The organism is Microbacterium tenebrionis (assembly GCF_020682665.1).
Lineage (GTDB): Bacteria > Actinomycetota > Actinomycetes > Actinomycetales > Microbacteriaceae > Microbacterium > Microbacterium tenebrionis.
This window is the reverse complement of sequence record NZ_JAGTTM010000003.1, coordinates 211,471-224,707: the sequence shown is the minus strand read 5'-3', so window position 1 is coordinate 224,707 and position 13,237 is coordinate 211,471. Positions and strand designations below refer to the sequence as shown.

Here is a 13,237-nt window from a genome sequence, read left to right as displayed (position 1 = left end):
CAAGGGGGATGCGGCCGAACGGCCAGCCTCCCAGTATAGGTCGCCCCGCCGGGGCCGACGGCGCACCGAAGACCCCTCTGAAGTATGACGTGGTGATCGGCATCGCCGCCGCCCTCGTCATCGGGCTCGTGATCGATCGGGTGACCGCCTTCCGTCGCCGCGGGCGCACCCGCGCCGCCGAGGATGCGACTCCGCACGACGAGAGCGAGGTCGCCGGGCACGCATCCGCGCGGGTGGCAGGATGACACCCATGCGGATCAAGAAGGCGCGTGAGCCGCGACCGCCGGGACGGCTGAGGCGGTGCGCTCGCGATCCCAGATCGACGGGGTCGTCGCGACGCTCATGCGCCCGGTACATCCAGCGCGGCGATGCGCGTGATCGCCGCGGTGATGATCTCAGGACTCGTCCCGAAATTCAGCCGGACGTGGCATGCGCCCTCGACCCCGAACGCCGGTCCGAAGTGGAGTGCGACCTTCGCCTCGCGCAGGATGCGCTTGGATGGGTTCGTCCCCCAACCGAGATCGGTGAGGTCGATCCAGGCGAGGTAGCCGGCATCCGGTGACCGGTAGCGTGCCGTGGGCAGGTGCGCCGCGAGCAGATCGCCCAGCAGACGCCGGTTATCGTCGAGCGTCGTCAGCAGTCCGTCCAGCCACGGGTCGCTCCGCTCGGAGAAGGCAGCGGTGGCCGCGAGCATCCCGAACTGGCCGGTGCGCCACTCCACCTCGACGGGCAGGCCGCGAACCAGACGCGCGGTCTGGTCGGATGCCGTCACCATCAGCGCGCACTTGAGACCCGCGAGGTTGAACGCCTTGCTCGCGCTGACGACGGCGTAGCCGATCGCGCGAGCGGCGTCGGAGACGTTCAGGAACGGAGTGAAGACCGTCCCCGGCTGGACGAGCGGGGCGTGGATCTCGTCGGAAACCACGGTCGCGCCGTGCGCGAGGGCGATCTCGGCGAGGGACTCGAGGGATGCGGCGGAGTGCACCGTACCGGTCGGATTGTGCGGGTTGCACAGCAGCAGCGCCCGCGCTCCGGTCTCGAACGCGGTGCGGATGCCGTCGAGGTCGAGCTCCCACTCGCTGCCCGTGTCGCGCAGCGGCACCCGCTCGACGACAGCGCCTGCCTCCTCGACGAGGTCGAAGAACGGCGGGTACACCGGCGTGGTGACGATGACGCGGTCGCCGGGCCTCGTCACCCGGCGCAGGATCTCGACGATGCCCATGCTGACGTCGGCAGTCGACCGCATCCGCGCGGAGTCGGGCGACCAGCCGTACCGGCGCTCAGCGAAACCGGCGAACGCCTCGGCCAGCGGGGTGCGCGATGCGACGTACCCGGTGTCGCCGATGCGTACGGCGCGCTCGAGCGCCTCCGTGATCGCCGGCGCGAGTGGGAAGTCCGTCTCGGCGACGAACAGCGGCAGCACGTCGGCCGGGTACTCGCGCCACTTCTCGCTCGTGCGCTCGCGGAGCTGCTCGAGCGGAAGCGCCTCGACCTTCACGGCCGTGTCAGATGGCGAAGCCGAGCGCGCGCATCATGTCGCGCCCGTCGTCGGTGATCCGCTCGGGCCCCCACGGCGGCATCCACACCCAGTTGATGCGGAAGCGGTCGACGACCGAGTCCAGTGCCTGCGCCGTCTGCTCCTCGAGCACGTCGGTCAGCGGGCATCCGGCGCTCGTGAGCGTCATGTGGATCACGAGCGCATCGTTCTCGTCGTCCCAGGCCAGGTCGTAGATGAGGCCGAGGTCGACGACGTTGATCCCGAGCTCGGGGTCCATGACGTCCTTGAGAGCTTCGGTGACCTCGTCGTACTTCTCCGGGGCAAGAGTCGCGGTCATGCGATCAGCCTACGCCTCGATGGGAGCCGAGGGGTCGAGGAAGCGGTCGTAGCCCTCTTCCTCGAGGCGGTCGGCGAGCTCGGGCCCGCCCTCCTCGACGATCTTGCCCGCGACGACGACGTGCACGTAGTCGGGACGGATATAGCGCAGGATGCGGGTGTAGTGCGTGATGAGCAGCACGCCCAGGCCCGTGGCCTCCTTGGCGCGGTTGACACCCTCGGAGACGATCTTCAGCGCGTCGACGTCGAGGCCGGAGTCGGTCTCGTCGAGGATCGCGAACTTGGGCTTCAGCACCTCGAGCTGCAGGATCTCGTGGCGCTTCTTCTCGCCGCCCGAGAAGCCCTCGTTGACGTTGCGCTGCGCGAACTTCGGGTCCATGCGCAGGTTCGACATGGCGGTCTTGACGTCCTTGGTCCAGGAGCGGATCGAGGGCGCTTCGCCGTCGAGCGCGGTCTTGGCGGTGCGCAGGAAGTTCGTCACGGTGACGCCCGGGATCTCCACCGGGTACTGCATCGCGAGGAAGAGTCCCGCGCGTGCGCGCTCGTCGACGGACATCTCGAGCACATCCTCGCCGTCGAACGTGATGGTGCCGCCCGTGACGGTGTACTTCGGGTGACCGGCGATCGTGTATGCCAGCGTCGACTTGCCCGAGCCGTTCGGGCCCATGATCGCGTGGGTCTCACCGGTCTTCATGGTGAGGTCGATGCCGTTGAGGATCGGGGTCGCCCCGGCCTCGGTCTCGACGGAGACATGCAGATCGCGGATCTCGAGAACAGACATTTCAGACTTCCTTCGTGACGGTCGGGTCGATGAGCACGTCGTCGCCGTCGATCTCGACGACGTAGACCGGGACGGGCTCGAAAGCAGGGAGGTTGAGGGGCTTGCCGGTGCACAGCGAGAAGGCCGAGCCATGAGCCCAGCACTCCAGCGTCTTGCCTTCGACGAAGCCCTCGGACAGCGAGATGTCGCCGTGGGTGCAGGTGTCTCCGATGGCGTGGATCTCACCGTCGGAGTCGAGAACGAGCGCCATCGGCACGCCGTCGAGCTCGACGCGCAGCGGGGTGTCCTGCTCGAGGTCGCTCACGCCGCACGCGCGCTGCGCGCTCACGCGTTCACCGCCGCGAGCTCCGTCTCGATCGCGGCCAGTAGCTCCTCCTCGATGGCCGGGATGCCGAGGCGCTGCACGATGTCGCTGAGGAAGCCGAGCACGACCAGTCGACGCGCCTCTTCTTCAGAGATGCCGCGGGCCTGCAGGTAGAACAGCTGCTCGTCGTCGAAGCGACCGGTGGCGCTGGCGTGACCGGCGCCCTGGATGTCACCGGTCTGGATCTCGAGGTTCGGGATCGAATCGGCGCGCGCGCCTTCGGTGAGCACCAGGTTGCGGTTCGCCTGGTACGAGTCCGTGCCCGTGGCATCCGGACCGATCAGTACGTCGCCGATCCACACGCTACGTGCACCGTCGCCCTGGAGCGCGCCCTTGTAGAGGACGTCTCCGGTGGTGTGGGCACCCTTGTGGTGCAGGTACACCTGGCTCTCCAGGTGCTGACCGGCGTCGGCATACGACAGGCCGTACAGGCGGCCCTCGGAGCCGGTGCCTACGAGCTCGACGTTCGGGTTCACGCGCACGACGCCGCCCCCGAAGCTGATGACGAAGTGCTTGAGGAAGGCGTCCTTGTCGACGCGCGCCTGGTGGGATGCCGCGTGCACGGCGTCGTCGTCCCAGCGCTGGACCGTGATGACGGTGAGTCGGGAGCCGGCGCGCGCGATGATCTCGACGTTCTGCGCGTACTGGGCGGATCCTCGGTGGCGCAGGACGACGGTAGCCGAACTGTTCTCCTCGGCCTCGATCACGATGTGAGCGTCGGCGCGCTTATCGGCGCCCTGCCCGGTGATCGTCACGAGGACGGGTTCGGCGACCTCCTCATCGCGGGGGATGCGCACGTGCATGGCGGCGTCGGTACCCTGCCATGCGGCCGCGGCCACGACGTCCTCCGGGACGAAGATCTCGCCGCGCGGCGCATCACCCGCCGCGAGGGGCGCGACGATGAACTGCTCGCCGCTCTCGACGTCGTAGACGACGCCGTCGTTCTCGCCGGCGGGTGCGAACAGCCGCTCGAGCTGTGCGACGGGCGTGTGCTTCCAGTTGACCTCGCGACCGCTCGGGGCGCCGAACTCGTCGGGGTCGAACGAACGCGGCCGCTCAGAACGGGTCTGGACCGGCACGAAGGCAGGCTCGACCTCGGTGTATGCAGTCGTCATGCTCAGCCGACCGATCCTTCCATGCCCATCTCGATGAGCTTGTTCAGCTCCATCGCGTACTCCATCGGCAGCTCGCGTGCAATCGGCTCGATGAAGCCGCGCACGATCATCGCCATCGCCTCGGTCTCTTCGAGGCCCCGCGACATCAGGTAGAACAACTGCTCCTCGCTGACCTTCGAGACCGTGGCCTCGTGGCCGAGCTGGACGTCGTCGACCCGGATGTCGATCGACGGGTAGGTGTCCGAGCGCGACTGGGTGTCGACGAGCAGCGCGTCGCAGACGACGGAGTTGGCGGAGTGGTGGGCCGAGGGGTCGACGCGGACCTCGCCGCGGTAGCCTGCGCGTCCGCCGCCGCGCGCGATCGACTTGGAGACGATCGACGACTGCGTGTACGGCGCCATGTGCACCATCTTCGCGCCGGCGTCCTGGTGCTGACCGGGACCGGCGAAGGCGACCGAGAGCGTCTCGCCCTTGGCGTGCTCGCCCATCAGGTAGATCGACGGGTACTTCATGGTCACCTTGGAGCCGATATTGCCGTCGACCCACTCCATGGTCGCGCCCTCGTGGGCGACGGCGCGCTTCGTGACGAGGTTGTAGACGTTGTTCGACCAGTTCTGGATCGTCGTGTAGCGCACGCGGGCGTTCTTCTTCACGATGATCTCGACCACGGCCGAGTGCAGCGAGTCGGACTTGTAGATCGGCGCGGTGCAGCCCTCGATGTAGTGGACGTAGCTGTCCTCATCGGCGATGATCAGCGTCCGCTCGAACTGTCCCATGTTCTCGGTGTTGATGCGGAAGTACGCCTGCAGCGGGATCTCGACGTGCACGCCCTTGGGCACGTACACGAACGATCCGCCCGACCACACGGCCGTGTTGAGGGCTGCGAACTTGTTGTCTCCGGCGGGGATGACCGTGCCGAAGTACTCCTCGAAGAACTCGGGGTGCTCGCGCAGCGCCGTGTCGGTGTCCATGAAGATCACGCCCTGCTCCTCCAGGTCCTCGCGGATCTGGTGGTAGACGACCTCGGACTCGTACTGCGCGGCGACCCCGGCGACCAGGCGCTGACGCTCGGCCTCGGGGATGCCGAGCTTCTCGTAGGTCTCGCGGATCTCGGCCGGGAGCTCCTCCCAGGACTGCGCCTGCTTCTCGGTGGAGCGCACGAAGTACTTGATGTTGTCGAAGTCGATCTCGCTGAGGTCTGCCCCCCAGGTCGGCATCGGCTTGCGTCCGAACAGCTGCAGGCCCTTCAGACGGGTCTTCAGCATCCATTCCGGTTCGTCCTTGAGCGCGGAGATGCCGCGGACGACATCCTCGGAGAGACCGCGCTTGGCAACGGCTCCCGCGGCGTCCGCATCGTGCCAGCCGAATTCGTACACCCCCAGACCTTCGAGCTCTGGGCGGTCGATCAGCACATCCGACATCACACTCTCCTTGCTGGGCCTCAACGGTGTCATCCGCCCCGGCATGACGGACCTCACTGATGGGAGTGGGGTTCGCTGCCGCTGGTGGGCCTCATTACGGACGCATTCTTCGCGCCTAAACTGTCAGTGATACGCTTCGCGCTCAGCGCGCACATCACCACAATCCGATTCTACAGGTTCCCCCTGGCAACCGGGCCGCGCCCGCATGCACAGGAGCGAGCCGGAGGACGCATGCCCGACACCATCGCACCCCCTGCCTCATCGACGCGATCGGATCGGCTGCAGCCGGTGTTCGGCAGGCCGCTGCGCGTGCTCGCGTGGCTGTCGTTCCTCGCCGAGGTGATCATCATCGGCACCGGCGGCGCCGTGCGTCTGACCGGTTCGGGACTCGGTTGCTCGGAGTGGCCGCTGTGCACCCCGGAGTCGCTCGTGCCGATCTACGAGGTGCAGGGCGTCCACGGCATCATCGAGTTCGCCAATCGCACCATGACCGGCGTCGTCGGCCTGCTCGCCCTCGCCGTCCTGCTCCTGACGCTCGGAGCCGTGGGCGGCCGGGCCCTCGTCATGCGCGCGGTCTGGTTCGCCGTCGGCGGCATCGCGGCAGGGCTCGCCGCCTACTTCATCACCGATCCGTTCGGCCTGCCCGCGTTCGGGTTCCTCTCCGGAGCCCTCCTCGTGTCCGTCCTCGTCGCCGCGGTCGACTCGGTGCGGCGCGCGGAGCGGCGACGCGATCTCGTCGTGCTCGCGTGGATCGTCCTGGCGGGCGTCATGGCGCAGGCCGTCGTCGGGGGCCTGGCCGTCATCACCGACTTGAATGCATTCATCGTCGGCTTCCACTACGCCTCCTCGCTGCTGCTCGTGTGCGTCACCGCCGCCTACCTCGTGCGCATGCACGATCCGGCAGGCCCCCGCGTTCGCGCAGTGCCCCGCTGGTTCGCGATCCTCTCCCACGTCACCGGCCTGGCGCTGGCCGCGACCATCTTCTTCGGAGTCCTCACGACGGGGTCCGGGCCGCACTCGGGCGATGCGAACGTCATCCGCGACGGATTCGACGCCACTGTGCTCGCGCACGTGCACTCGTGGCCGGGGTACATCCTCGCCGCGCTCGTCGCCGCGCTGATGGTCTCCGCGTGGATGCTGCGCCTCGAGCCGCGACGCTGGCTGCTCGTGCTGGCGATCGCGATCGCCGTGCAGATCGCCGTCGGCGTCTGGCAGGCCCGCGAGGGGCTGCCGGAGATCCTCGTCGGCATCCACATGGTGCTCGCCTCGCTGACCGCGGCGGCGTACACCGTCGTCGTGCTCCGGTTGAAGCGGGTCCGCTCAGCCGACGCATAGCCCACACATCGTGCGCGCATCAGAAGAGTGTGGATGCTGGCACGCATGTTCAACAAGTCACTGACCCGAAGCATCCCGTACTGGCTGCTGCTCGCCCTCTCGGTCGCATCGGCGACCGTGGGCGGCTGGCTCGTGTGGGACAACGCGACGACGATGCAGACGACGCTGCTCGACGGAACCGCGACGAACGTCGAGGTCTACGTCGGTCAGGCGTGGATCACGGCCGGTGCGGCGATCCTCGGCGCAGGCGTCCTCGGCGTTCTGCTCGCCCTCGTGCTCGCCGCAGCGAAGAGCCTGATCCCGGCCGCCCCCGTCGTCGTCGAGCCGATCGACTGGACGGCGGACGACGAGGCTCCAGCCTCCGACGACGCCATGGAGCCCGCGCCGGACGCCGCGGAGGCGCCGACGGACGGCGACGATGCGCCCGAGGATGGATCAGAGGATCAGAACGGCAGCAGCGGATCGATCGCGACCGCGAGGAAGATCAGCGTCAAGTAGCTGATCGACGCATGGAAGACGCGCATCGGGCGCGGTTTCGAGCCTCGCACCGCCTGGTCGTACAGGCGGTGCGACTCGTAGATGAACCAGCCGCCGAAGACGAGCGCGGAAGCCGTGTAGACCAGGCCCATGCCGGCGACGGGAATCAGCAGGAGCGAGCAGGCGACCGTCGCCCATGCGTAGAGGATGACCTGCAACCCCACCTGCGACGCGTTGCGCGTGACACCGAGCATCGGCACATCCGCACCCGAGTAGTCGTCGCGGTACTTCATGGACAGCGGCCAGTAGTGCGCAGGCGTCCACAGAAAGACGAGCGCGAACAGCACGATCGCGGGCCACGCCAGATCCTCCGTGACGGCGGACCATCCGATCACGACGGGGAAGCAGCCGGCGATCCCGCCCCAGATGATGTTCTGCTCGGTGCGGCGCTTGAGGATCAGCGTGTAGATCACGACGTAGAAGAAGATCGCGGCGACCGAGAGCGCCGTCGTCAACCAGTTCGTGGTCAGCCACAGCCAGACGGTGGATGCGACGGCGAGCACCCACGAGAAGATCAGCGCGGCGCGGGGCGTGATCTCCCCCGTGACCAGCGGCCGGTTCTCCGTGCGGTGCATCTGCGCGTCCATGTCGCGGTCGATGTACATGTTGAACGACGCGGCAGAGCCAGCGCTCATCGCGCCGCCGATCACGGTCGCGACGACGAGCCAGAGGTCGGGCATGCCGCCCTGAGCCAGGAACATCACCGGAACGGTGGAGACGAGGAGGAGCTCCATCACGCGGGGTTTCGTCAGAGAGACGTACGCCTTGACAGTGCTGCCGATCGTCCGCTTCACCGCCGTCGTCTGCGACATCGTAGAGATATCGATCGCCTCCTCCGCGCACACTCCGACTACCCCACCAGTCTAGTGCAGGGGTGCTGGCTGCGATCGTGCGGCAACGGAATGAAATGTCATCGCCCTGGGTCCGCCGCGGGTCTAAGCTGAAACCACTCGCGCGCCCGGCGCTGCGCACCTGTCCGTGACGATGCGGATGCGCCAGGGAATCGGGCGCCTTCGAATGTCGTTGGAAGGGGCATGACCGTGACCGAACTGCAGTGGGCTGAGATCGATCGACGCGCGGTGGACACCGCACGGGTTCTGGCGGCGGATGCCGTCGAGAAGGTCGGCAACGGTCACCCAGGAACCGCGATGAGCCTGGCTCCGGCCGCGTATCTGCTGTATCAGCGAGTGCTGCGCCACGACCCCAGCGACGTCGACTGGCTGGGCCGCGACCGCTTCATCCTCTCCGCTGGGCACTCGTCGCTCACGCAGTACGTGCAGCTGTACCTGGGCGGCTTCGGTCTCGAGCTCGACGACCTCAAGGCGCTGCGCACGTGGGGTTCGCTCACTCCCGGCCACCCCGAGTACGGCCACACCAAGGGCGTCGAGATCACGACCGGCCCCCTGGGTCAGGGCCTGGCCTCCGCGGTCGGCTTCGCCTATGCCGCCCGGTACGAGCGCGGGCTGTTCGACCCCGAGTCCCCCGCGGGCACCAGCCCGTTCGACCACTTCGTGTACGTGATCGCCAGTGACGGCGACCTGCAGGAGGGCGTCACGAGCGAGGCGAGCTCGCTCGCCGGGCACCAGCAGCTGGGCAACCTGATCGCGATCTACGACTCGAACCAGATCTCGATCGAGGACGACACGAACGTCGCGTTCACCGAGGACGTCGCGAAGCGCTACGAGGCGTACGGCTGGCAGGTGCAGACGGTCGATTGGAAGAAGACCGGCGAGTACGTCGAGGACGTCGCGGAACTGCACGCCGCGCTCGAGGCCGCGAAGGGCGAGACGTCCAAGCCATCGCTGATCATCCTGAAGACGATCATCGGCTGGCCCTCGCCCGGCAAGCAGAACACCGGCAAGATCCACGGCTCCGCCCTCGGCGCCGACGAGCTCGCCGCGACCAAGAAGGTGCTCGGCTTCGACCCGGAGCAGAGCTTCGTCGTCGCCGACGACATCATCGAGCACACCCGTGCACTCGCGGAGCGCGCTGCGGCCGAGCGGGCGGAATGGCAGAAGTCGTTCGACGCGTGGGCCGAGGCGAACCCCGAGCGCAAGGCGCTGCTGGATCGTCTCGAGGAGCACGCGCTGCCCGACGGCATCCAGGCCGCGCTCCCCGCATTCGAGGCCGGCAAGGACGTCTCGACCCGCGCGGCCTCCGGTCAGGTCATCAACGCCCTCGCCGCAGAGCTCCCCGAGCTGTGGGGCGGTTCGGCAGACCTCGCCGAGTCCAACCTCACCACCATCAAGGACGCGCCCTCGTTCATCCCGTCCGAGTGGTCGACCCACGAGTGGTCGGGCAACCCGTACGGCCGGGTGCTGCACTTCGGCATCCGCGAGCACGCGATGGGCGCGATCGTCAACGGCATCGTGCTGCACGGTCCGACCCGCGCGTTCGGCGGCACGTTCCTGATCTTCAGCGACTACATGCGCCCTGCCGTGCGCCTGGCAGCTCTGATGAACATCCCGAGCATCTTCGTCTGGACCCACGACTCCGTCGCCCTCGGCGAGGACGGCCCGACCCACCAGCCGATCGAGCAGCTCGCGACGCTCCGCGCGATCCCGAACTTCACCGTCGTGCGGCCCGCCGACGCGAATGAGACCTCGGTCGTCTGGCTCGAGCTGCTGCGCCGCCACGCCGGACCCGCCGGCATCGCGCTGACCCGTCAGAACATCCCGGTGTTCGGGCGCGGCGACGGCACGGCATCCGGTGACGTGTTCGCCTCCGCCGACAACGCCACCAAGGGCGCCTACGTGCTCGCGGAGGCCCCGAGCGGCACTCCGGATGTCATCCTGATCGCCACCGGTTCCGAGGTCCAGCTCGCCGTCACGGCGCGCGAGACCCTCGCGGCAGAGGGCGTGAACGCCCGCGTCGTGTCCGCTCCGTCGCTGGAGTGGTTCGACGAGCAGGATGCCGCGTACCGCGAATCGGTGCTGCCGGCCGCGGTGAAGGCGCGCGTCTCCGTCGAGGCGGGTTCCGCCCTGACCTGGCGCGGCATCGTCGGAGACACCGGACGCTCGGTCGCCATCGACCACTTCGGCGCCTCCGCCGACTACAAGACCCTGTTCCAGAAGTTCGGCATCACCGCCGAAGCCGTCGTCGAGGCGGCCCGCGAGACCATCAAGGAGAACGCATGAGCACCCCCACCTCTCAGCTTCACGATGCCGGCGTCAGCATCTGGCTCGACGACCTCTCCCGCAGCCGCATCGACTCGGGCAACCTCGCCGAGCTGATCGAGTCGCGCAACGTGACCGGCGTCACCACGAACCCGACGATCTTCGCGAACGCCATCACCGACAAGAACAACACCTCGTACGACGCTCAGGTCACCGAGCTCGCAGCGTCCGGCGCCAGCGCCGAGGAGGCTGTGTTCGCGGCCACCACGCAGGACGTCGCCGCAGCGCTCGACGTCTTCCGCCCCGTGTGGGAGGCCTCGGGGCACGTCGACGGCCGCGTGTCGATCGAGGTCTCCCCCGACCTCGCGCACGACACCGAGGGAACCGTCGCGCAGGCGAAGGAGCTCTGGGCGAAGATCGACCGACCGAACCTCCTCGTGAAGATCCCCGCCACCAAGGCCGGGCTCCCCGCGATCGCGCAGGCCATCGGCGCCGGGATCAGCGTCAACGTCACGCTGATCTTCAGCCTCGAGCGCTACGCCGAGGTCATCGACGCGTACCTGACGGGTCTCGAGTCCGCGAAGGACGCCGGCATCGACCTGTCGACGATCCAGTCCGTGGCCTCCTTCTTCGTGTCGCGCGTCGACACCGAGACCGACAAGCGCCTGACCGCGATCGGCACCGACGAGGCACTCGCTCTCAAGAGCAAGGCCGGGCTCGCCAACGCCCGACTCGCTTACGAGCTCTTCGAGAAGACGTTCGCGGGCGACCGCGCCAAGGCGCTGCTGGATGCCGGCGCGAGCCTGCAGCGCCCGCTGTGGGCGTCCACCGGCGTCAAGGACCCGGCTCTCCCCGACACCCTCTACGTGACCGAGCTCGTCGCCCGGGGCGTCGTGAACACGATGCCCGAGAAGACTCTCGAAGCCACGTTCGACCACGGCGTCGTCACCGGCGACACCATCACCGGCCGCTACGACGAGGCCCGCGAGGTCTTCGCCGGACTCGAGAAGGTCGGCGTCGACTTCGCCGACGTCACCCAGGTGCTCGAGGACGAGGGCGTCGCGAAGTTCATCGACTCCTGGCACGACCTGCTCACCCAGGTCGCCGAGGCGCTCGAGGCCCAGCGATGACCTTCTCGATCCACGCATCCGGGGCGGCGAAGGCCGCGATCGACGCGGTCGTCCCGCAGCTGGTCAGCGACCTCATCGCCTCGCGCATCACCGCGTTCGACTCCACGCTGTGGGGTCCTGCGGCCGAGGAAGAGGCCGCGAAGCGCCTCGGCTGGGTCGAGGCCGTGTCGGTCTCTCGTCCGCTCGTCGACGAGATCGTCGCGCTGCGCGACGACCTGCGCGACAAGGGCGTGACCCGGGTGGTGCTGGCAGGCATGGGCGGATCCTCGCTCGCGCCGGAGGTCATCGCCCAGACGGCCGGCGTGCCGCTGACGATCCTCGACTCGACCGCCCCCGGTCAGGTGCTCGCCGCCCTCGACGACGACCTCGCCGCCACCGTGCTCGTCGTGTCATCGAAGTCCGGCTCGACCGTCGAGACAGACTCGCAGCGCCGCACGTTCGAAGCCGCGTTCCGCGACATCGGCGTCGACCCGGTCGAGCACATCGTCGTCGTGACCGACCCCGGTTCCCCGCTCGATGCGTACGCACGCGAGGCCGGCTACCGCGTCTTCAACGCCGACCCGAACGTCGGCGGCCGCTACTCGGCACTGACGGCGTTCGGGCTCGTCCCGTCGGGCCTCGCCGGGGTCGACATCGCCGAACTCCTCGACGAGGCCGAGGCCACGATGCTGCAGGTCGCCGTCGATCAGGCCGATAACCCGGCACTGCGCCTCGGTGCGGCCATCGCGGCCACGGACCCCCGCCGCGACAAGCTCGGGCTCGTGACCGACGGCACGCACATCGTGGGCCTGCCGGACTGGATCGAGCAGCTCATCGCCGAGTCCACAGGCAAGGACGGCACGGGCATCCTTCCCGTCGTGCTCCTGCCGGTCTCCCCCGAGCTCGACGACGTCCCCGCAGACCTGCAGATCGCGCGGCTCGTCGACGACGCGAACGAGTTCCACCTGCGCGAACGGCACGAGGGCGAGATCCTCGTGAGCGGCTCGCTGGGCGCGAACTTCATCGTCTGGGAGTACGCCACCGCGATCGCCGGCTACCTGCTCGGCATCAACCCGTTCGATCAGCCCGACGTCGAGTCGGCGAAGGTGGCCGCACGCGGCCTTCTGGACGCCCGCCCCGAGCCGACCGAGCCGGCGTTCGTGCAGGATGGCATCGAGGTGCGCGTCTCGGATCCGGCACTGGCCGAATCCGAGAACATCGAGGCCGTCATGGACGCCCTGTGGGCACGCCTTCCCGAGGACGGGTACGTCTCGATCCAGGCGTATGTGAACCGTCTCGAGCTGCCGCAGCTGCAGGGCCTGCGCGAACTGGTCGCGGCTGACTCCGGTCGGCCGACCACGTTCGGATGGGGCCCGCGCTTCCTGCACTCGACCGGCCAGTACCACAAGGGCGGACCGGCACAGGGCGTGTACCTGCAGATCCTGGAGCGCACCGATGTCGACCTCGAGATCCCCGGGCGGCCGTTCACGTTCGGGCAGCTCATCCAGGCACAGGCCGCCGGCGACGCCGGCGTTCTCGCAGAGCACGGCCGCCCGGTCGTGTCGCTGACCATCTCCGACGACTCGGCAGACGTGCTGGCGCTGTTCGAAGCCGCCCAGAAGTAG

13 protein-coding genes are annotated in these 13,237 nt (G+C 68.4%); 6 read left to right on the top strand and 7 right to left on the bottom strand.

The genetic code is table 11. From position 1 onward, the window contains the following. Positions 1-8 precede the first annotated feature (8 nt). A complete protein-coding gene (locus tag KEC56_RS10210; protein ID WP_227530870.1) occupies positions 9-245 on the top strand; it encodes a hypothetical protein in 237 nt (78 codons plus the stop codon). Between the two features lie 95 nt (positions 246-340). On the opposite strand, the gene KEC56_RS10205 is transcribed toward KEC56_RS10210, so the two are convergent. From KEC56_RS10205 to sufB, 6 genes are read right to left on the bottom strand one after another with little or no spacing between them, the layout of a single operon-like run. Then, positions 341-1,498 (bottom strand): MalY/PatB family protein, encoded by a 1,158-nt coding sequence (locus KEC56_RS10205; RefSeq protein ID WP_227530869.1) that lies wholly within the window; start codon positions 1,496-1,498, stop codon positions 341-343. Between the two features lie 7 nt (positions 1,499-1,505). Then, positions 1,506-1,835, bottom strand: a complete 330-nt coding sequence (locus tag KEC56_RS10200; RefSeq protein ID WP_175988239.1) for a metal-sulfur cluster assembly factor — start codon at positions 1,833-1,835, stop codon at positions 1,506-1,508. Positions 1,836-1,844: 9 nt separating this feature from the next. Beyond that, on the bottom strand, positions 1,845-2,615 hold the full coding sequence (sufC, locus tag KEC56_RS10195) for a Fe-S cluster assembly ATPase SufC (protein WP_175988237.1): 771 nt from the start codon (positions 2,613-2,615) through the stop codon (positions 1,845-1,847). A 1-nt stretch (position 2,616) separates the two neighbouring features. Then, positions 2,617-2,943, bottom strand: a complete 327-nt coding sequence (locus KEC56_RS10190) for a non-heme iron oxygenase ferredoxin subunit (RefSeq protein ID WP_227530868.1) — start codon at positions 2,941-2,943, stop codon at positions 2,617-2,619. After that, positions 2,940-4,094, bottom strand: coding sequence for a Fe-S cluster assembly protein SufD (gene sufD / locus KEC56_RS10185; RefSeq protein WP_227530867.1), 1,155 nt, complete (start codon positions 4,092-4,094; stop codon positions 2,940-2,942). The genes KEC56_RS10190 and sufD overlap by 4 nt, the downstream gene beginning before the upstream one ends. A gap of 2 nt (positions 4,095-4,096) precedes the next feature. Further along, on the bottom strand, positions 4,097-5,515 hold the full coding sequence (gene sufB / locus KEC56_RS10180; protein ID WP_227530866.1) for a Fe-S cluster assembly protein SufB: 1,419 nt from the start codon (positions 5,513-5,515) through the stop codon (positions 4,097-4,099). 231 nt (positions 5,516-5,746) lie between these two features. On the opposite strand from sufB, the gene KEC56_RS10175 reads away from it, so the two are divergent. After that, a complete protein-coding gene (locus KEC56_RS10175; protein WP_227530865.1) occupies positions 5,747-6,850 on the top strand; it encodes a COX15/CtaA family protein in 1,104 nt (367 codons plus the stop codon). A gap of 45 nt (positions 6,851-6,895) precedes the next feature. Beyond that, the gene (locus KEC56_RS10170) at positions 6,896-7,348 is read left to right on the top strand and encodes a hypothetical protein (protein WP_227530864.1); all 453 of its coding nucleotides are present in this window, start codon (positions 6,896-6,898) and stop codon (positions 7,346-7,348) included. Here the strand turns inward: KEC56_RS10170 and KEC56_RS10165 are convergent. Then, positions 7,294-8,208, bottom strand: a complete 915-nt coding sequence (locus tag KEC56_RS10165) for a heme o synthase (RefSeq protein ID WP_372456271.1) — start codon at positions 8,206-8,208, stop codon at positions 7,294-7,296. The two genes, KEC56_RS10170 and KEC56_RS10165, sit on opposite strands and share 55 nt — an antisense overlap. Positions 8,209-8,421: 213 nt before the next feature. Between KEC56_RS10165 and tkt the strand changes: the two genes are divergently transcribed. The 3 genes from tkt to KEC56_RS10150 are packed head-to-tail and all read left to right on the top strand — an operon-like array spanning position 8,422 to position 13,237. Then, the gene (gene tkt, locus KEC56_RS10160) at positions 8,422-10,524 is read left to right on the top strand and encodes a transketolase (RefSeq protein ID WP_264675230.1); all 2,103 of its coding nucleotides are present in this window, start codon (positions 8,422-8,424) and stop codon (positions 10,522-10,524) included. Further along, positions 10,521-11,633, top strand: a complete 1,113-nt coding sequence (gene tal, locus KEC56_RS10155; RefSeq protein WP_175988219.1) for a transaldolase — start codon at positions 10,521-10,523, stop codon at positions 11,631-11,633. The genes tkt and tal overlap by 4 nt, the downstream gene beginning before the upstream one ends. Beyond that, positions 11,630-13,237, top strand: a complete 1,608-nt coding sequence (locus KEC56_RS10150) for a phosphoglucose isomerase-related protein (protein ID WP_227530862.1) — start codon at positions 11,630-11,632, stop codon at positions 13,235-13,237. Before tal ends, KEC56_RS10150 begins: the two co-directional genes overlap by 4 nt.

Excerpts from the sequence above, each read along its gene's own strand:
- tkt (WP_264675230.1), top strand. The coding sequence starts at position 8,422 with ATGACCGTGACCGAACTGCAGTGGGCTGAGATCGATCGACGCGCGGTG.
- tal (WP_175988219.1), top strand. The coding sequence starts at position 10,521 with ATGAGCACCCCCACCTCTCAGCTTCACGATGCCGGCGTCAGCATCTGG.
- KEC56_RS10210 (WP_227530870.1), top strand. The coding sequence starts at position 9 with ATGCGGCCGAACGGCCAGCCTCCCAGTATAGGTCGCCCCGCCGGGGCC.
- KEC56_RS10175 (WP_227530865.1), top strand. The coding sequence starts at position 5,747 with ATGCCCGACACCATCGCACCCCCTGCCTCATCGACGCGATCGGATCGG.
- KEC56_RS10200 (WP_175988239.1), bottom strand. The coding sequence starts at position 1,835 with ATGACCGCGACTCTTGCCCCGGAGAAGTACGACGAGGTCACCGAAGCT.
- sufB (WP_227530866.1), bottom strand. The coding sequence starts at position 5,515 with ATGTCGGATGTGCTGATCGACCGCCCAGAGCTCGAAGGTCTGGGGGTG.
- sufD (WP_227530867.1), bottom strand. The coding sequence starts at position 4,094 with ATGACGACTGCATACACCGAGGTCGAGCCTGCCTTCGTGCCGGTCCAG.
- sufC (WP_175988237.1), bottom strand. The coding sequence starts at position 2,615 with ATGTCTGTTCTCGAGATCCGCGATCTGCATGTCTCCGTCGAGACCGAG.
- KEC56_RS10170 (WP_227530864.1), top strand. The coding sequence starts at position 6,896 with ATGTTCAACAAGTCACTGACCCGAAGCATCCCGTACTGGCTGCTGCTC.
- KEC56_RS10150 (WP_227530862.1), top strand. The coding sequence starts at position 11,630 with ATGACCTTCTCGATCCACGCATCCGGGGCGGCGAAGGCCGCGATCGAC.